Source organism: Salibacterium halotolerans (assembly GCF_900115625.1).
Classification (GTDB): Bacteria; Bacillota; Bacilli; order Bacillales; family Marinococcaceae; genus Salibacterium; species Salibacterium halotolerans.
In genome coordinates this window covers 38,559-57,302 of record NZ_FOXD01000006.1, presented here as the reverse complement: position 1 = coordinate 57,302, position 18,744 = coordinate 38,559, and the positions used below count along the sequence as shown (strand labels likewise).

Genomic DNA, 18,744 nt, shown 5'->3' with positions numbered 1-18,744 from the left:
GCGATTACGCCTGCTCGCCTACTTTTTCGTCTTCGATTCCGAGTTCTTCCTTAATCCAGTCATACCCTTCTTCTTCAAGACGCTGCGCCAGCTCCGCGCCGCCTGATTTCACGACACGTCCCTGCATCATGACATGGACTTTGTCAGGCGTGATGTAGTTCAGAAGACGCTGATAGTGGGTGATGATAAGACAGCCGAAGTCTGGAGATTTCATGCTGTTGATTCCTTTGGAAACGACTTTCAGCGCGTCAATGTCGAGGCCGGAGTCGATTTCATCAAGGATAGCGATTCTCGGTTCAAGCATAAGAAGCTGCAGAATTTCGTTCCGCTTTTTCTCGCCGCCGGAAAAACCTTCGTTCAGGTAACGCTGGGAAAACGATTGGTCAATTTCCAGTTCGTCCATTTTGCCGTCCATCTTTTTGATAAATTTCATCAACGAAATTTCATCGCCTTCTTCGCGGCTGGAGTTAATGGCCGAACGCATAAAGTCGGAGTTTGTTACACCGCTGATTTCACTTGGATACTGCATTGCAAGAAACATCCCGGCATGAGCGCGCTCGTCCACTTCCATTTCCAGAACATCCTTGCCGTCGAGATGGACACTGCCCTCGGTGATATCATATCTTGGGTGTCCCATGATTGCAGATGCGAGTGTTGATTTACCGGTACCGTTCGGACCCATAATGGCGTGAATTTCACCGCCGTTGATTTCCAGATCGAGTCCGTTGATAATTTCGGACCCATCGATTTCCACATGTAGATTTTGAATCTTAAGGGTTGATCCTGCCATGAGAAATACCTCCATCATATCAATATTAAAGGAACATTCCCGTTCCTCCATAATTCTCAATTTATTCTCATTATCATTTTAAAACAAATTCAATTAGAGTTCAAGAAACTCGGGCACAGCCGCCTTCAAATAGAAAAAGGAGCCGCCTCTTCAGGCTCAGCCCCCTTATGATGACTTATTATATTCATTGTAACAAAATCGATTAATTGTTCAAAATAAAAGCCGGTTTTCCCTATTTACCGAACTCTGCTGCCATCTGCCGGCCCTTTTGGTGATTCTTTTCACGATTGACTTCCACTTCCAGACGGCGGTCTAGACTGTGGTTGTATTCGGCATAGCCGAACCCATGAAACTGATGCATCGCTTTTTCCATTTCCGTTGTCGGATTGCTGCTGATTGCGTGGATAATAAATCCATCCTTTCGTTGTATTTAACACATATCAACGATACCACGCATATTTCCTTACAACAAAGCGTTCTTTTTGTTAAATTTTCTAACAATTAAAGATCAGCAGAAATCTGTGCTGATTTTTTCGAACAGACGAAGGCATACTGGGCGTTCCTCGTCTTTTCTTATCGAGTTACTGTTTCATTTGTTTGTCTGTCTGCAGCTCCTGCACCGCTTCCTGAACGAGGGTAACAGCCTGACTCATTGCTGCTCCCCCACCGAATGCAGCGGTCACGCCAAGGATTTCCATGATCTCTTTTTCGGTGCTCCCTTCATCGAGACATCCTTTCGTATGATAAATGATGCAGTATTCATCCTGCGCATAAACACTGAGCGCAAGTGCCATCCGCTGTTTTTCTTTTGCCTCCAGTTCCCCTGTTTTAAAACAGGCTTCCGTAAACGCATTATACCGTCTGGCAATATGGGGGATTTTCTCCTGAAAAATACCGACTCCCTCTTTGTACTCCTGCAGCGCCTGCTGAATAAAGGATGACGACTGCTGATCCTGTCCCTGCTGTCCTTGTTGCTGCTGCGGCATGACACGGCCTCCCTTTGATCTTTTCCTGTAGTATGCGGACATCCGGATTTTTTTATACCGTTATGTAATAAGAAAACCGGCAGAAAGCCGGCCGCGGACGCAGCTTACCCTCCAAAACAAAAAACGCTTCCGGTCGTCAAATGACAACACGGAAACGTTTTTTCCTCTTTTACAAGCCGTTACAACATCCTATTGTTTTGCCGGTATGACGGCTCCATTGTATTCTTCTTCGATAAACTGGGCGGTTTCCTCAGACTGCAGCACGTCAACGAGGGTTTGAATCGCTTCATTTCCTTCATCTTCACTGCGTACAGCGACAATATTGACATAAGGATTGTTTTCGGCGCTTTCAAGCGCGATGGCATCTTCAGACGGATTCAACCCTGCATCAATCGCGAAGTTGGAATTAATCAGCACAGCGTCGCCTTCCCCGTTCTGATAAGCCTGCGGTAGTACTGCCGCCTCGATGTCGGCCCGGAATGTAAAGTTGTTCGGATTCTTTTTAATATCTTCAATACGCGCATCCACGCCGGCATCTTCAGGCATAGTAATTAACCCTTTTTCGTCCAGCATCTGCAGAATGCGTCCGTGGTCGGCCACAGAACTGCTCATGATAATTTCAGCGCCATCCGGCAGTTCATCCAGACTGTCATACTCCTGCGAATACACACCAATCGGTTCAATATGAACACCGCCTGCATTCACAAAATCATAGTTGTCATTATTTTCAAGCTGCCCCTCGAAATAAGGGATATGCTGAAAATAGTTGGCATCAAGTTCTCCCTTTGCCAATGCTTTATTCGGAAGGACATAATCATTAAATGTTTCGATCTGCAGCTCAATACCTTCCTCATTCAGCTGGTCTTTCGCGAATTCCAGAATTTCCGCGTGCGGAACATTGGTTGCTCCGACCGTAAGGGTTGTCGTTTCTTCCTCTTGTGAAGCGCTGCTTTCGTTGTTTCCTTCCGACGAGCCGCCGGATGCTCCGGATCCTTCTTCTTCTGACCCACTGCCGCCTGTGCCGCAGGCCCCAAGGAGCAGCACCAGGGATGGAACAGCGATAAGTTTAGCAAATTTTTTCATGATAATTCCCTCCATTTTATCGTTTATCTAATGTTTTTGTAATCCAGTCTCCAATCATCTGGAAAATAAATACGATTATTAGTACCGCAATCGTAGAGGCAAAGGTCACGTCGGGCTGCGTCCGCTGAAACCCTTCCCGGTAGGCGAGATCCCCCAGGCCTCCGGCGCCGATAGCTCCGGCCATCGCTGTAAAGCTGACCAGCGTAATGCCTGTCACTGTAATACCGGAAACGAGCGCCGGCATGGATTCGGGAAGCAGCACTCTCATAATAATCCTTCCCTGCCCGGCCCCCATGGACTGGGCTGCCTCAATTACCCCTTTATCGACCTCCCGGAATCCAATCTCGACAAGCCTTGCATAGAATGGTGCCGCTCCGGCAACCAGCGCGGGGAGCGCCGCACTTGGTCCGAGAAATGTACCGAGCAGCGCGTTCGTAAAAGGAATCAAAAGAATAAGCAGAATAATAAAAGGAATCGAGCGGAAAATATTCACCACAGCAGCGGTCAAAGCATGAACCGCTTTGTTTTCCCAAAAGTTCCCTTTGTCCGTAAGATAAAGCAGCAAACCGAGGATGATGCCGAGTATAAACGTCATGATAATGGCTGCCAGACTCATATAGATGGTTTCAAGGGAAGCAGTCCAAAGCGCTCCCCATTCCACATTCGGAAACAGTTGATTAATCATGGCCGAGCACCTCTGCTTTCACCCGGTGTTCGTCAAGAAAACGCAGCGCTTCATTCAGATGTTCATCGTCTCCCTGAAGCTGCACGAACAATGTGCCGTAGCTTCCGTGCCGGGTTTTGGACAATTTTCCCTGCAGAATATTGACTCCCACCCCGCAGCGGCGTATCAATTCCGTCATAACAGGCTGCTCCGCCTCTTCTCCGACGAACCTCAGTTTCACTACAGGACCGCTGTCGTCATCGATCAGCTCATACACAGCGTCCATCGTTTCTTCCGGTTCCGTAATCTGCTTCACAAACTCTTTTGTCATGTCTTCTTCGGGGTGACGGAAGACATCCAGAACATTTCCCTGTTCAACGATTTTCCCTTCCTCCATCACAGCGACGCGGTGACAGATTTTCCGGATAACGTGCATTTCGTGTGTAATGAGCACGATAGTAAGCCCCAGTTTTTTATTGATGTCGGTGAGCAGATCAAGAATCGCATCAGTCGTCTTTGGATCAAGTGCTGACGTAGCTTCGTCACACAGGAGCACTTTCGGGTTGTTGGCAAGCGCCCTTGCGATACCAACGCGCTGTTTCTGACCGCCGCTGAGCTGGGACGGATAAGCGTCCCCTCGACCGCTCAGTCCAACCAGATCAATCAGCTCGTTCACTCTGCTGTTTTTCTCCTGTTTCGACATTCCCGCGATTTCGAGCGGAAAAGCAATATTGTCTTTCACTGTCCGTGACCAGAGAAGGTTAAAGTGCTGAAAAATCATGCTGATTTCCTGACGCGCTTTCCGCAGCTCGCGGCCGCTCAGTTCAGACATGTTTTTATCGCCGACTGTCACCTGACCCGCCGTCGGTCTTTCCAGCATGTTCAACAGTCTGATCAGCGTGCTTTTACCGGCGCCGCTGTACCCGATAATGCCGAATATCTCCCCCTCATTGATAGAAAGGTTAAGCGAATCTACAGCAGCTATATCCTGATCGGGAGTACGGAATATTTTAGACAATTGATGCATCGTGATCATACGTATCCCTCTTCGTTAATCCTGATTAAACTTATCAGAAAACTTATTATGTTATTCTATAAAAATCCGGGTCAGCTCATGCAGAACCGGAAAGAACAAGCATATGTAATCCTTGAAACAAAAAAATAGTAGCACGGAACAGGCTTACTGTCAATATAATTTTACATCTATGTTCCTGTCCTCCGCTTTATGAAAAAGCCGGGACAGGAACACCGCATGTCAACCGGCATGAGAAGGTTGAAACTGCGCCTTTACGAGCCGGTTGTATTCGCCCTGTTTCCGGATCAATTCCTGATGGCTTCCTTCTTCCAGAACTTCCCCTTCTTTAAGCACCATAATCCGGTCTGCTTCCCTGATGGTGGAAAGACGGTGTGCTATCATCACTGCCGTCCTTCCCTTTAACAGTTTACGCAGAGCCTCTTGAATAACCTGTTCGGTTTCTGTATCAATGGATGCTGTCGCCTCATCCAAAATCAGGATGCGGGGGTCCGCAAGCAATGCCCTTGCAAAGGAAATCAACTGTCTTTCTCCGACGGAAAGAACATTTCCGCGCTCTTCCACTTCTGTATCATAACCGTCTCTCAGTCCACGGATGAATGAATCAGCGCCAACTTGGAAAGCAGCTTCCTTCACTTCTTCATCGTCTGCATCTGGATTTCCAAACCGGATATTATCCATAATCGTCCCGGAAAAAATAAAAGTGTCCTGGAGAACAACACTCACCCGGGAGCGGAGACTTTCAAGTGTGACCTCACGCAGGTTTCTGCCGTCAATCAGCACGTTACCGCCGGTGGGATCATAAAACCGGCTGATAAGATTCACGATCGTCGTTTTTCCGGAGCCGGTATGACCCACAAGAGCGAATGTTTCTCCCGGTTGAATATGCAGATCCAGATCCTTCAGTGCATATTTCGACGTGTCATACTGAAAAGAAACCTGTTCAAAGCGCACGTCTCCTTTCATTTCGCCAATGGATACAGCATTCTTTTTTTCCGGGACAGACGGGGACTCATCCAGGTATTCAAATATGCGTTCAGAGGAGGCCATCGCCATAAGCAATTGATTGTATATCTGCCCAAGACGGGAAATAGGCTCCCAGAACATCCCCAGAAACGTCGCGAACGTCACAAAGTTACCAATCGTAAGAGCACCGCTTCCTATCAGATGAATACCGTACCAGATCAAAACTGCTGTGCCGACAGCGTTGGAAAGCTCAACAACAGGGCGGAATTTCGCACTTTTGCGGGTGGCCTGTTCCCACGCGTCATACGTATCCATGTTCAGATCATCAAAATAACGCATGTTTTCCTGTTCCTGATGATACGCCTGCGTCACCCGCATCCCCTGAATGCTTTCATTCAAATGAGCGTTCATCGTGGACTGCCTGAGCCGGACCAGCTGCCAGGAGCGCCGGATTCGGCGCCGCAGGTTGGTGGAGATATAAAACATGATGGGAAGTACAATCATGACAGCCGTTGTCAATTCCGGACTTATGACAAACAGAATACTTACAATACCGACGAGCATGATGACATCCATCATTAAGTTAATGACACCGTTTGTGAACAGCTCCTGAAGGGAGTGCACGTCGTTTGTAACCCGGACGAGAATCGAACCTGCCGAGCGCTGGTCAAAAAAGCGGTGGGAAAGTGTCTGGATATGGTTAAACAAATCCCGGCGCAGATCAAAAATGATATGCTGTCCCATCCGGTTAATCCAGCGGATGCGGAACACATTCGATACCCATTGCAGAGCGTACATTGCAGCGAGCACAGCTGCAATCCAGATAAGCAGGTCCCCGTTTCCGGGAGTTATCGCTTCATCTATCGCGTAACCGATAAGAACCGGAGCTGCCAGCCGGATTATTGTCCCAATAAACATCGCCGCCGCAGCGAGAGGCAGCAGCGTTTTGGCGTAAGGCTTCATATAGGTGAGAAGCCGTTTCAGCTGGGACCAGTTAAACATTTTGTCGACGACACGATCCTGAGGGTAATGAAATCTTCCCTTTGACGCTCTGTCGTGCCCGGCTGCATCATTTCTTTTCATCTTCATCCCCCTGTTCTTACCCCTGATACTGCATCACCTGATTCTGATCCTGGAATTGTATATCATGGATTCTGCGGTAAATGGATCCATTTTCAATCAGTTCCGCATGCGTACCGTGTTCTGCAATACTCCCTTTTTCAAGAACCAGGATCTGATCCGCATGCTTTAAGGAGGAAATGCGGTGTGCGATGATAAAGGTCGTTCTCCCTTTCATCACTTCCCGAAAAGCGGCCTGGATCCGCTGCTCCGTTTCCATATCCACCGCACTTGTCGCATCATCCAAAACCAGTACAGCAGGGTTCAACACAATCGCTCTGGCAATAGCAAGCCGCTGTTTCTGCCCTCCCGACAGCCCCATTCCACGTTCTCCAAGAACCGTATCGTACCCATGTTCCAGCGCGGTAATAAACGAGTGCGCCTGTGCTCGTTTTGCAGCGTCCACGATGTCCTCCATGGAGGCATCCGGTCTGCCGTACGCTATATTATCCTTGATCGATGACGAAAACAGAAACGATTCCTGCAGGACAAATCCTATGTTTTTGCGCAGGTCAGCCAGGCTGTAATGGTTAATCGGCTGCCCATCGAGAAATATGTCTCCTTCTGCCGCTTGATAAAAACCGGCTGTTAACTGAGTAATCGTCGTTTTCCCGGAACCGGCGGCACCGATCAATCCAATCGTGCTGCCGGGAAGCGCATGAAAGGAAATATTTTGAAGAGCGTACGACTGCTCCCCCTGGTATTGATGAAAAACATGATCGAACTCGACGTCCCCTCCTAAACGATCCAGAAAAAGTTTTCCACGCTGAACCTCCATTTCTTCTTCATCCAACACGTCAAGAAGACGTTCACCAGCTGCCTTCGATTGAGAAAACGTGTTGATGACAAAACCCAGGTTCATCAAAGGACCGACGATATACCAGATCAGGCTGAAGGAAGCGGCGAGCTGTCCGATCTGAAGCTGTCCGCTCATAACCAGGTATCCTCCGAAACCAAGCAGCAATACAACACAAATATTCCCTATTAGTTCCATGACTGGGAAAAACACTGCCCAAAGGCCGGCATTATATAACGACTTTTCCCTGTAATCATCATTCCTGCGATTGAAACGAATGCTTTCCATTCCTTCCTGCGACAACGACTTCACGGTACTCATTCCACTCACATTTTCCTGTACTTTCGTCGTCATATCAGCAAATGATTCCCGTATTCTCTTGAATCCCGGATGCACTTTCCGGTCAAACCGGTAGATGACGACCGCGAGAAACGGCATGGAAATCAAAGTGACCAGGGCGAGCTGGAAACTGTAGACCATCATAACGGAGAAACTGAGTACAACGATCAGAAAAAGATTCATCACCTGGGCAAATCCAAAAGAAAGGAAAAAACGGAATGCTTCCACATCAGCGGTTAGTCTCGACATCAAATCCCCGGTCCTGGCATTATCATAAAACCTGAATGGCAGGTACTGCAGCTTTTCATACAGCGATTGACGCAGTCTGTAGACCGAACGGATACCAAACATGTCGCCGCAGTATTGATGCAGGTATGTAGCAACCGCTTTCAAAACGGTTAAAAGAACAAAGCCGACAGCAAGATACGGAAGAAGGGACATATTGGAACCTATCACCACTTCGTCGATGGCATATTGAAGGACGATAGGATAGGCCATGGTCAAACTCGTCATCACGATAAGAAATAAAATCGATAACAGGAAAAGTTTCCGGTCCGGCAGGTAAAAATGTTTCAGTCGTTTGAATGTATTCACATCTTTCCTCCTTTGGAAAACGATAGTATAACTATATCGATTTTATTCCTTTAGAGCGAGAAGCAGGACAATCATGAAAAAAGAGAGAAAAAAAGACCCGTGAAGCTGCTGCGATCTAAAACTGGTGTATCGTTTTATTTAAAAAAATTTAAAAGTTAAAGCAAAAAGCCCCGCTCTCTTAAAGAGCAGGGCTTATGTATTACTCGTCTCCGATCATTTCTTCGTACTGCTCTGCTGTCATGAGCTTTTCGGTTTCGCTCATGTCGGCGGGTTCTACGACAATCATCCATGCTTTTTCGTACGGGGATTCGTTTACAAATTCCGGAGAGTCTTCGAGTTCATCGTTGATTTCCACGACTTTCCCGGTGACCGGTGCGTACAGTTCGGATACGGTTTTCACCGACTCCACGCTTCCGAACGGCTCATCGGTTTTCACCTCATCCCCTACTTCCGGGAGTTCGGCAAACACGATGTCACCCAGCTCGGACTGCGCAAAATCCGTAATGCCGACACGGACTTTTCCGTCTTCGACTTTCACCCATTCATGCTCCTGGGAATACTTCAATTCTTTTGGGACACTCATACGTTAAACCTCCTTCGTTTCAATACCTACTGCTTCCACACTTCCTCAAATTCCTTTTCGTTAAACCCGACCGTCACGCTGCTGCCATCTGTCAGAATCGGCCGTTTCAAAAGCATGCCGTCGGAAGCCAGCAGATCAAGCAGCTCGTCCTCGTCTGCTGTCTTCATTTTATCTTTTATACCGAGCTCACGATACTTTTTTCCACTCGTATTAAAAAATTTCTTCAGCGGGAGGCCGCTTTTTTCATAGAGTTTCTTCAGCTCTTCCCGGCTTGGCGGATCATTTACAATGTGGTGCTCCTCGTAGGGCACATTGTTCTCGTCAAGCCAGTTCCGGGCTTTCCGGCAGGTGCCGCAGGGCGGGTATCCATAATAGGTCAGTGCCATTCTTTACGCTCCTTTCTGTGTGGGGATTCTTTGTATAGTATATCGTAAATTCCGCTGCATCTCTAATAGAAGACATGTCTGCTTCATTTTTTACATAACTTTTCGTTTTCATGCAGAGACTATCCACGAAACGATAAACACGAAAGGGTGAATAACATGAGTCCACAGCAACAGCAGCAGCCCGGAATGACCCCGGAGAATGTCATGCCGCAGCCTCCGCAGACCGTCACGGTGAAAGACCATTTGTATTTGAGCGATATGCTCAGCTGGAATTTGACCGCTGCCAAAAAAGCGGCCTTTTTCGCCAAACAGTGCATGGACATGGAAATCAAAAAGGAGCTCGAAAAAACAGCCCAGATGCACGAAAGGCACTACGAGCAGCTTCTCACCCATCTGCAGCCCGGGTCACAGCCGGGACCGTCCAATTAAAAGGAGGATTACAATGGCATCTTCTCAAAAAATACAAAATCCGCAGACCCAGATTCCCAAGACACCGGAAATGAATGACCGTGATTTTTTAAATGATATGCTTTCGACAGAAAAATACATGACTTCTTCCTACGGATACGCCATGAACGAAGCCAGTCACGAAGATCTTTACGACGATATAGCGATGATTTCAAGCGAAACCCAGAACTTGCAGCGCTCCCTTTTTAACATGATGTTCAAAAAAGGGTGGTACAGCTTCGACGCAGCACAAACGAACGCGCTCAGCCAATCCTATCAGCAGTTTAACGGATACACCAATCAGCTCCCGGCACAGGGAAACCTCAACTGAATCAAAAGACGCGCCGCCTGATTTTAAAGGGCGGCGTTTTTTTAATTGAAACATAAAAAAATTAAAAATTCTCTATCCCTCATGCTTTCTGTTTTACAGCTTATCTTTCATCATGATATATTAAAATATTTTACTATTGTGTTTATTTCATCGTATACATGGGTATGGGTCTCATGGACCGCCATTTCATAAACAGAAAAATAGGAAAAGGAGTGATGGTGTAATGGCAGTCGATAAGTATCCTTCCAGAAACGGGCAGCGGGCTCAGGTGATGGAACGGAAAGATCCTGTAGTTCACCGTGATCCTGCATTCTCAGATGGTCCTCTCAGTGAAAAAGAGATGAATGCTTTTGGGGAGAACGGCTATTTACTGTTTGAGAAATTGTTCAACGATGACGAAGTGTCCATCATGAAGAGCGAACTGCAGCGGACGATGGAGTACAATCAGAACCGCGATGGCGACGATGTGATTAAGGAACCTGGAAGCAACGACATACGTTCTGTTTTTGAAATCCATAAAGACAGCGGTTTCTTCCAGGCACTTGCCAAAAATGAACGCATCGTGAAGGTCGCACAGCAGCTTCTGGGAAGCCATGTCTATATTACACAGTCCCGGATAAATTTTAAGCCAGGCTTTAAAGGTAAGGAGTTCTACTGGCATTCGGACTTTGAGACGTGGCACCAGGAAGACGGTATGCCGGATATGCGCGCGGTCAGCTGCTCGATTGTACTTACCGACAACTATGAATTCAACGGCCCTCTCATGCTCGTTCCGGGATCGCAGAAATGGTTTGTATCGTGCCCCGGTTCCACACCGGAGCAGAACTATAAGAGTTCGTTAAAGAAACAGGAAGCCGGTGTCCCGGATAATGACAGTATGACACGTCTGGTCGACCATGCAGACGGCCGTATCAACCGCGCTACAGGGCCGGCCGGCTCCGTCCTGTTCTTTGACTGCAACACGATGCATGGATCCGCCGGCAACATTTCGCCGTATCCGCGCAGCAATGTGTTTTTCGTATTCAATTCGGTGGAAAACAAGCTGCAGGATCCATTTTCGGGGCAGCCGCCGCGTCCGGAATTTCTCGCGAACCGGGAAAATACCGAACCAATCAAGCCGATCAAAGACCGGATACAGAACGTATCCCACCGCATCAAACGTAATTAATAACGGCAAAGAAAAAAAGGATCAGCTGCTTCGGTGCAGCTGATCCTTTTTTTCTGTTTTCTGCTCAGACGGATTGGATTCCCGGCTTAAAAGCATTCCATACGACAGGAAAAACACCATACCGGTGAAACTAATCACCTGCAGTGAGTATCCAGCTCTTTCTTCATACAATACAGGAGCTGTAAAAAACAAAACAGCACAAACCGCCAGCATAATAAAGGCCCGGATAACAGGGACATGCAATAGAAGTCCTCCCTGCAGCGATGATGACTTTTATTCATCCTATGCAGGGGACGCTGTGCTATGCGCCAAAATTGTATCCGGTACGGCTTTCACCGTTTATTTTTCTGCTGTTTCCAAATCACGGCGGCAGTGAGTACCACCATTCCTGCCCAGAACGAAACGATACCTGCAATTACAAGGGCACCTATGATAAATAAAATAAGCCCGGACAAAACAAAAGCACTGGACCCAGGTCTCCGCAGAAGCCCGGCCCCGGTATAAAAAAGCAGCACCGCGGTCAGAATGGATGCTATCATCCCCAAATTATCTCCGAGCAGCGCGAAAAGTCCAATCACCGCCAGAACGGTGATAATGATGTTTAAATTTCTGCCGTACATCATGTGCCATCAGCCGCCTTCATCTCTATCGTTTTTTCACTATTATATCCTACAGTAACATACAATCTTTGTGCCATCACACGTCATTTCTGCAGCAGAAAGGCAAATAGGAGAAATTTTTTGACATTGTCAAAAGATACAATTGATAGTCAGTCCGAGCCCTAGTATCATGAGAATAAGGTTTCTTTCACAAACGACACAAACCTTTTCTACCTATATAGGATAGAACATCACTTGGGAGGGTACATGAATGACGGAAGAAAACAAAGATCTGCGCATCCGCAGTAAAGTAATCAGTGACGATCCCAACCGGGCTCCAAACCGCGCTATGCTCCGTGCTGTAGGTTTTGAAGATGAAGATTTTCAGAAGCCGATGGTCGGCGTAGCCAGCACATGGACGGAAGTGACGCCATGTAATATACATATTGATGAGCTGGCGCGTTCGGCAAAAACAGGAGCATCCGACAGCGGCGCCGCCCCAATGATCTTTAATACGATTTCTGTTTCCGACGGTATCTCGATGGGACACGATGGCATGAATTATTCCCTGCCGAGCCGTGACATTATCGCCGATTCCATCGAAGCCGTCACCGGCGCGGAACGTCTGGACGGATTTGTAGCCATTGGTGCCTGCGATAAAACCACACCAGGCTGTCTGATTTCCATCGGCCGGATGAACCTTCCTTCCGTTTATGTATACGGGGGCACCATTCAGCCCGGCAAACTCGACGGCAAAGACATCGATCTTGTCTCTTCCTTTGAAGCCGTCGGTCAGTATCAGCAGGGAACGATTGATGAAAAGCAGCTTCACCGGGTGGAATGCAACGCCTGTCCCGGCGCCGGAGCCTGCGGCGGCATGTACACCGCCAACACGATGGCAGCGGCGGTGGAAGCTCTCGGAATGAGTATTCCCGGATCCTCTTCCACACCTGCCATTTATGATTACAAGAAGGAAGAATGCCGCCAGGCCGGCGCCATGATCACCGACCTTCTCAAAAAAGAAATTTATCCACGCGATATCATGACAAAAGAAGCATTTGAAAATGCAATCACCGTTGTGATGGCACTCGGCGGTTCCACCAACGCGTTTCTGCATCTTATCGCGATCGCCCGCTCCGCTGATGTCGACCTGACATACGACGATTTCGAACGCATCCGCAAAAACGTGCCGCATATCGCGGACCTCAAACCAAGCGGACAGTATGTCATGCAGGATCTGTATGAAGCAGGCGGTGTGCCGGCCGTGCTGAAAATGCTGCTTGAGGAAGGCCTGCTTCACGGAGACTGCCTCACCGTTACCGGCAAAACGCTCGCGGAAAACCTTGAAGACGCACCGGACCTGAAAGAAGGCCAGGACGTCATCAAACCGCTGCATGACCCGATCAAACAGCAGGGTCCTCTCGTCGTGCTGAAAGGAAACCTTGCTCCCGAGGGCGCCGTGGCGAAAATGTCCGGTCAGAAAATCAGCCGTTTCGAAGGGCCGGCCAAAGTGTACGACAGTGAAGCCGAAACAACAAAAGCCATCGAAGCCGGTGAAATTGTGGAAGGGGACGTGCTTGTTATCCGCAATGTCGGCCCGAAAGGCGGACCGGGTATGCCGGAAATGCTGTCCATCACGTCCATGATTGTCGGCCGCGGGCTTGGCGGAAGAGTCGCTCTTATTACCGACGGCCGCTTCTCCGGCGGCTCCCACGGCTTTGTGATCGGCCACCTTGCGCCGGAAGCAGCAGCCGGCGGGCCGATCTCCCTTCTGCAAAACGGAGATACAATCACCATCGACAGTGACACCCAGGAGATCAACTTTGATGTGACGGATGATGAGCTCGAAGAACGTGCCCGCCACCGTGTGCCATTTGAACCGCGCTACAAAACCGGCGCACTGGCCAAATACTCAAAACTCGTCTCCTCCAGCGCAAAAGGCGCCGTCACCGACGAGAATTTATTCTAAAAAAGAAACTGTAAAAAAGAGTCTGGGACAAAAGATAAATAGGCAGAAAAAGACACGAACGTCTTCTGGAGCTGTTTAGAAGCCGCATAGCAGCGGAGCCAAAATGCTTCGATTCCTGCTCAGAACAGCACGAGTCTCAAGACCCCGCAGGAAGCGATTTTCTTCCGAAGGCCCGCAGGATGCGGGTCAGGTCGGCGTTGGCACAGGACGTGCCGTTTTTAGCCGATCATCCTCTATTTGAGCCGTGCCCGCGGCAAAGAAGACACGATGAGCCCCAGCGAATCGATGCCGCCCTTGTACTCTGGAGTGAAAGCGAAGTATTTTGGCGCAGCGATTTATCTTAGGAACGAAAAATACCGAACGATTTAAAAAAATCGTTCGGTATTTTTTTATTGTACATAAGGTTTGTCCCAACCTCTTTTTATAGGATGGAGTTAAAAAGCTTTTTCTGCTTTCATCTATCCGGCTTTGGACACTTCGTTCTTATTTTTCAATGATAATGTCCACGGAGCATCATTCTGTGTACACTGCACCGGTGAAATAAGCAATTAGTGTCCATTGGAGGAAATTAATAGACACTAATTGCCGGCAGGGGAGTTGCAGTGTCTACCAACACTACTTCCGTCGACACTATGTATGCTGCCGGTCGGTTTAGTGTCCACGGAACCGTTCCATCCCGGATCAGTCACAGCCCTGCTGCAGACGCCGGACTTTTTTTATTATAAGGTTTTTGCCGTTAGGCAGCCGCCATCCAGGTTAAAAGGGGTTCTTATTAAAAATGCCAACGCAGCGATGGCAGGATGCAGAACAAAAAAACGCCGAACGATTCGCTAAGAAATCGTTCGACGTTTTTTATTGACTTACTGAATTTGTCCAGTCTCTTTGTCTGTTACGTTCTATTCAAGAGCGGCTGATGCCTGTTCAACCATAGCGGGCACGGATTGCAGGCCGCCACCGGAAATGTACCAGTACTCCGGATTCAGATAGACGATGTTGTCATTCTTATAGGCCTTCGTCTGTTCGGTGAGTTCGTTCTCAATCACTTCTTTGGCTGACGTGTCACCGCCTACCACGGCTGTCCGGTCAATGACAAACAAATACTCCGGATTCTTTTCTTTCACGTATTCAAACGACACACTCTGCCCGTGCGTGGAAGCTTCAATGTTTTTATCCGCCTGGGCAAACCCGAATTCATCGTGGATCACACCAAACCGGGAACCGGCACCATACGCACTCAGTTCTCCGTTGTTGGCAAGCGTGACAAGTGCTTTACCGTCGGCGGAGGAAGCTTTTTCTTCAAGGGACTCCACCTTTTCCTGGATGGAAGCCAGTTTTTCATCCACCAGATCTGATTTACCGAAAATCTCTCCCAGCGTCTGGGCATTGGAGGCGAAAGAATCCCAGTAATTCTCCGTGTCCACCTGCATGTAAATCGTAGGCGCAATCTCGCTCAATTCTTCATAGGCTCCAGACTGTCTTCCGGAGATGATGATGAGTCCGGGTTCCATCGCCGCTATCTTTTCAAAATCGGGTTCCTTAATACCGCCGGCGTTTTCATACTCCGAGCTGTCATACTGACTCAGATAATCCGGTACGTTCGCTTTAGGGACTCCCGCTACATCAACACCGAGGGTATCCAGTGTGTCAAGGCTCCCGAAGTCAAACACTACAACGTCTTCCGGGTTCTTCGGCACGGTCGTTTCTCCCAGCTCATGGGAAACAGTTACTTCTTCTGTTTCCGTACTTCCACCGTCTGCGTTTTCTTCACTTGAGTTGCCTTCCGATGATGCACTCTCTTCGGCCGCACTGCCTCCGGACGCGCCGGATGTTTCTCCACCGGAAGCTTCTTCACTGCTTTGTGAACCGCAAGCGGTCATTCCCATAGCAAGCAGTGCTCCTGCGATTACCAATTTCCATTTGTTCAACATGTTGATTCCTCCCTTTTTATAATACAACTTGTAATCTGGTTCACTTTGTGATGACTGTTTTCTATGTCCCCCTTTTTGTACTTAAAAGTACACACAGATTTTCTGCTGGTTGATATGATGAACCGTCATATCCAGCTCATAGATATCCCGCAGTACCCCGCGATCAATGATTTCATCGGTGGTTCCTTCTTTGAACACTTCACCGTCTTTCATCGCGACGATATAGTCGGAATAACAGGAGGCAAAATTAATATCATGTATGACCAGAACCACGGTTTTTCCGAGGTCATCGACCAATTGACGGAGAACTTTCATGATCTGGACCGAGTGCTTCAGATCCAGATTGTTCAATGGCTCATCGAGCAGAATATAATCGGTATCCTGAGCAATAACCATCGCGATGAAGGCGCGCTGGCGCTGGCCGCCGCTCAGCTGATCCAGAAATTTGTCTTTCATGTCCTCCAGTTCCATGTACGTGATGGCTTCTTTCACGTAACGCCGGTCTTCAGAGGTCAGCCGTCCCTGCGAGTAGGGAAAACGGCCGAATGTGACAAGTTCCTCCACCGTCAGGCGCACATTCATTTCATTGGACTGTTTCAGGATCGCAATCTGCTTGGCAAGCTCTCTGGACGGCGTGTCGGAAACATCTCTTTGATCCAGCAGCACGTTCCCGCTGTCCCGTTCAATCAACCGGCTCACCATGGACATCAAGGTACTTTTGCCGGCTCCGTTCGGCCCGATAAAGGTAGTAATTTTACCGGGTTCAATCTCCACAGACACGTCGCTCACCACGGTCTGGTTTCCGTATGTTTTGAATAAGTGCTTCACGTTTACCATTTTCTATTCTCCTTTAGCAGAAGGTATATAAAGTAGACACCGCCGGTAAAGTTAACTATGACACTTAACGTTGTGGAAAAGGCGAACACCCGCTCCACCATCATCTGCCCGGCCACCAGCGCAATAATGCTGATGAGGATGGCCGCTGTTATCAACGGTTTATGCCGGTACGTTTTCATAAACTCATAGGCAACGTTTGCAACGAGCAGTCCAAGAAAGGTAATCGGTCCGACAAGAGCTGTAGCAATCGAAATCAGCACGACGACAACCAGAAGGAGCCGTTTTACTACACTCTTATAATTCACCCCGAGGTTAATGGCATGTTCTTTTCCAAGTGCCAGAACATCGAGATATTTCGCGGCCGGGAGAAAATAGAGAAACACCAGAACCATCCCCACGCACGATATCAGCAGCAGTTCGGTCTGCACGTTGTTAAAACTGGCAAACATCCGGTCCTGTACAATCAGAAATTCATTCGGGTCAATGAGCATCTGCATGAATGAGGAAATACTTTCAAAAAAAGTGCCGAAGACCAGTCCGACTAAAAGAAGAAAGTAGATATTGCGTCCTTCCCCGCGGAACAGGAATTTATACAAAAGCACTGCAAACACCATCATCAACCCGACCGAAAGGAAAAAGTTCAGCTGTTTGTTCGCAATGGTCAGTGTATCGGATCCATAGAAGAAGATAATGGCCGTCTGTGTCAGCATGTAAAGAGAATCCATGCCGATAATGCTCGGTGTTAAAATACGGTTGTTCGTAAGCGTCTGAAAAATAATCGTCGAAAATGCGATGGCTGCCCCTGTCAAGCTGATGGCAAACACTTTTTTGCCACGGCTTTCCAGCACATAACTCCAGTTTCCTTCCACCCCCTGGAACATGAACAATGCCAGGGAAACTGCAGCAAGCACGGCCAGCACGAATAATTTGGCCTTATGACTCATATGCTTTTCTCCTCAACAACAAATAAATAAAGATGCCGCTTCCGATCACCCCTACGGTCAGACCGATCGATATTTCGTAAGGAAAAATGATGATCCGGCCGAGTATGTCGCACAGCAATACGAATACGGCGCCGAGAAGCGCTGTATGTGGAAGGTTTTTTCGTAGATTGTCCCCCTGGAAAATACTTACTATGTTTGGAATCACCAGACCGAGAAACGGAATCATACCGGCGGTCAGGACGACAACGGAAGTAACAGCCGCAACGACGATTAAACCAATGTTGACTACTTTCTTGTAGTCGAGACCGAGATTGGTGGAAAAGTCCTCCCCCATCCCCGCGACCGTAAATTTGTTGGCAAAAGCGTACGCCAGAATAAGGGCGGGAAGACTAAGATAAATCAATTCATACTGGCCGCTGATAATCATCGAAAAATCCCCATGCAGCCAGGACGACATGCTTTGGATGATATTGTTTTTGTACGCAAAAAAGGTGGTGACAGAACCAACGATGTTCCCAAACATCAATCCGACCAGCGGTATAAATACGGTATCTCTGAATTTAATCCGTTCGAGAATTTTCATAAATACAAAAGTCCCCGCCAGCGCAAAAGCAAAAGAAATGGCCGCTTTTTCAAGTGGTGACGCATTGGTGAAAATCATCAGGGAAACAAGAATACCGAGTCTGGCGGAATCCATCGTTCCTGCCGTCGTAGGTGATACAAATTTGTTCCTGCTTAACTGCTGCATAATCATACCGCAGATACTCATGCTCATCCCTGCGATTAATATGCTTGCCAGCCTCGGCAGACGACTGACTGCGAGGGTGTGGGCCTGGTCCTCTGTTAAATCAAACAGATCCAGCGGTGATATCGGTGTGACACCGATAAAGACCGAAGCAAAGGACAGTATAAACAGTGCTGCTGCCAAATATCTTTTTTTCATAGGTGCCCCATACTCTCTCTTCTTTTCAAGTGATCATTTATAACTGCGCGCAGGATTTAAAAATGATAATCATTATCAACTTAATTGATAACGATTATCATTCTACCAGTTTTGATGTTTTTGTCAATATTATCTAGAGTATTTTGATTGACAGGTTTCGACAGAGAGGAGTAGCATGAATTTAAAAGTTTACCTGAGGCAAAAAAATATGAATAGATCAACAATAAGGGAGTGGAGAA

Annotated in this window: 21 protein-coding genes; 5 read left to right on the top strand and 16 right to left on the bottom strand. The window is 47.9% G+C overall.

Features of this window, described 5'->3' with window-relative positions; genetic code table 11:
- Positions 1–4: 4 nt before the first annotated feature.
- The 10 genes from sufC to BM124_RS06660 all read right to left on the bottom strand — a co-directional run bounded on the left by sufC (position 5) and on the right by BM124_RS06660 (position 9,339).
- On the bottom strand, positions 5–790 hold the full coding sequence (gene sufC / locus BM124_RS06700) for a Fe-S cluster assembly ATPase SufC (RefSeq protein WP_093336414.1): 786 nt from the start codon (positions 788–790) through the stop codon (positions 5–7).
- A 232-nt stretch (positions 791–1,022) separates the two neighbouring features.
- Entirely contained in the window at positions 1,023–1,163 is a 141-nt protein-coding gene (locus BM124_RS18825) for a YuzK family famiily protein (protein WP_170841013.1), read from the bottom strand.
- 208 nt (positions 1,164–1,371) lie between these two features.
- Positions 1,372–1,776, bottom strand: a complete 405-nt coding sequence (locus BM124_RS06695) for a carboxymuconolactone decarboxylase family protein (RefSeq protein WP_093336236.1) — start codon at positions 1,774–1,776, stop codon at positions 1,372–1,374.
- A 189-nt stretch (positions 1,777–1,965) separates the two neighbouring features.
- Positions 1,966–2,859 (bottom strand): MetQ/NlpA family ABC transporter substrate-binding protein, encoded by an 894-nt coding sequence (locus BM124_RS06690; protein WP_093336234.1) that lies wholly within the window; start codon positions 2,857–2,859, stop codon positions 1,966–1,968.
- Between the two features lie 16 nt (positions 2,860–2,875).
- A complete protein-coding gene (locus BM124_RS06685) occupies positions 2,876–3,544 on the bottom strand; it encodes a methionine ABC transporter permease (protein ID WP_093336233.1) in 669 nt (222 codons plus the stop codon).
- Positions 3,537–4,559 carry a methionine ABC transporter ATP-binding protein gene (locus BM124_RS06680; RefSeq protein WP_093336231.1) on the bottom strand — a complete coding sequence of 341 codons (1,023 nt, stop codon included), beginning with the start codon at positions 4,557–4,559 and terminating at the stop codon, positions 3,537–3,539. The genes BM124_RS06685 and BM124_RS06680 overlap by 8 nt, the downstream gene beginning before the upstream one ends.
- Positions 4,560–4,778: 219 nt before the next feature.
- Positions 4,779–6,605: an ABC transporter ATP-binding protein gene (locus BM124_RS06675; protein WP_093336230.1), complete on the bottom strand. Its 1,827-nt coding sequence runs from the start codon at positions 6,603–6,605 to the stop codon at positions 4,779–4,781.
- Between the two features lie 16 nt (positions 6,606–6,621).
- Positions 6,622–8,370: an ABC transporter ATP-binding protein gene (locus tag BM124_RS06670; RefSeq protein WP_093336228.1), complete on the bottom strand. Its 1,749-nt coding sequence runs from the start codon at positions 8,368–8,370 to the stop codon at positions 6,622–6,624.
- 199 nt (positions 8,371–8,569) lie between these two features.
- Entirely contained in the window at positions 8,570–8,953 is a 384-nt protein-coding gene (gcvH, locus tag BM124_RS06665; RefSeq protein ID WP_093336227.1) for a glycine cleavage system protein GcvH, read from the bottom strand.
- Positions 8,954–8,979: 26 nt separating this feature from the next.
- Positions 8,980–9,339 (bottom strand): arsenate reductase family protein, encoded by a 360-nt coding sequence (locus tag BM124_RS06660; protein WP_093336225.1) that lies wholly within the window; start codon positions 9,337–9,339, stop codon positions 8,980–8,982.
- Positions 9,340–9,495: 156 nt separating this feature from the next.
- Between BM124_RS06660 and BM124_RS06655 the strand changes: the two genes are divergently transcribed.
- The 3 genes from BM124_RS06655 to thpD all read left to right on the top strand — a co-directional run bounded on the left by BM124_RS06655 (position 9,496) and on the right by thpD (position 11,285).
- Positions 9,496–9,768, top strand: coding sequence for a hypothetical protein (locus BM124_RS06655; protein WP_093336224.1), 273 nt, complete (start codon positions 9,496–9,498; stop codon positions 9,766–9,768).
- Positions 9,769–9,781: 13 nt separating this feature from the next.
- Positions 9,782–10,117, top strand: coding sequence for a spore coat protein (locus tag BM124_RS06650; RefSeq protein ID WP_093336223.1), 336 nt, complete (start codon positions 9,782–9,784; stop codon positions 10,115–10,117).
- Between the two features lie 223 nt (positions 10,118–10,340).
- Positions 10,341–11,285 carry an ectoine hydroxylase gene (gene thpD / locus BM124_RS06645; RefSeq protein WP_093336222.1) on the top strand — a complete coding sequence of 315 codons (945 nt, stop codon included), beginning with the start codon at positions 10,341–10,343 and terminating at the stop codon, positions 11,283–11,285.
- 21 nt (positions 11,286–11,306) lie between these two features.
- Here the strand turns inward: thpD and BM124_RS06640 are convergent, their stop codons facing one another.
- Together BM124_RS06640 and BM124_RS06635 are read right to left on the bottom strand one after the other, a co-directional pair.
- Entirely contained in the window at positions 11,307–11,528 is a 222-nt protein-coding gene (locus BM124_RS06640; RefSeq protein WP_093336221.1) for a hypothetical protein, read from the bottom strand.
- An 89-nt stretch (positions 11,529–11,617) separates the two neighbouring features.
- A complete protein-coding gene (locus BM124_RS06635) occupies positions 11,618–11,908 on the bottom strand; it encodes a hypothetical protein (protein WP_093336220.1) in 291 nt (96 codons plus the stop codon).
- A gap of 247 nt (positions 11,909–12,155) precedes the next feature.
- Between BM124_RS06635 and ilvD the strand changes: the two genes are divergently transcribed.
- Both ilvD and BM124_RS19490 read left to right on the top strand, forming a co-directional pair.
- The gene (gene ilvD, locus BM124_RS06630) at positions 12,156–13,853 is read left to right on the top strand and encodes a dihydroxy-acid dehydratase (RefSeq protein ID WP_093336219.1); all 1,698 of its coding nucleotides are present in this window, start codon (positions 12,156–12,158) and stop codon (positions 13,851–13,853) included.
- A gap of 237 nt (positions 13,854–14,090) precedes the next feature.
- On the top strand, positions 14,091–14,222 hold the full coding sequence (locus tag BM124_RS19490) for a hypothetical protein (protein ID WP_280139718.1): 132 nt from the start codon (positions 14,091–14,093) through the stop codon (positions 14,220–14,222).
- A 527-nt stretch (positions 14,223–14,749) separates the two neighbouring features.
- Here the strand turns inward: BM124_RS19490 and BM124_RS06625 are convergent.
- From BM124_RS06625 to BM124_RS06610, 4 genes are all read right to left on the bottom strand, one after another.
- On the bottom strand, positions 14,750–15,778 hold the full coding sequence (locus tag BM124_RS06625) for a siderophore ABC transporter substrate-binding protein (protein ID WP_244504270.1): 1,029 nt from the start codon (positions 15,776–15,778) through the stop codon (positions 14,750–14,752).
- An 84-nt stretch (positions 15,779–15,862) separates the two neighbouring features.
- Positions 15,863–16,618 (bottom strand): iron ABC transporter ATP-binding protein, encoded by a 756-nt coding sequence (locus tag BM124_RS06620; protein ID WP_093336216.1) that lies wholly within the window; start codon positions 16,616–16,618, stop codon positions 15,863–15,865.
- Positions 16,612–17,562: an iron chelate uptake ABC transporter family permease subunit gene (locus BM124_RS06615; protein ID WP_093336214.1), complete on the bottom strand. Its 951-nt coding sequence runs from the start codon at positions 17,560–17,562 to the stop codon at positions 16,612–16,614. Before BM124_RS06615 ends, BM124_RS06620 begins: the two co-directional genes overlap by 7 nt.
- Positions 17,552–18,505: an ABC transporter permease gene (locus BM124_RS06610; RefSeq protein ID WP_093336213.1), complete on the bottom strand. Its 954-nt coding sequence runs from the start codon at positions 18,503–18,505 to the stop codon at positions 17,552–17,554. Before BM124_RS06610 ends, BM124_RS06615 begins: the two co-directional genes overlap by 11 nt.
- Positions 18,506–18,744 lie beyond the last annotated feature (239 nt).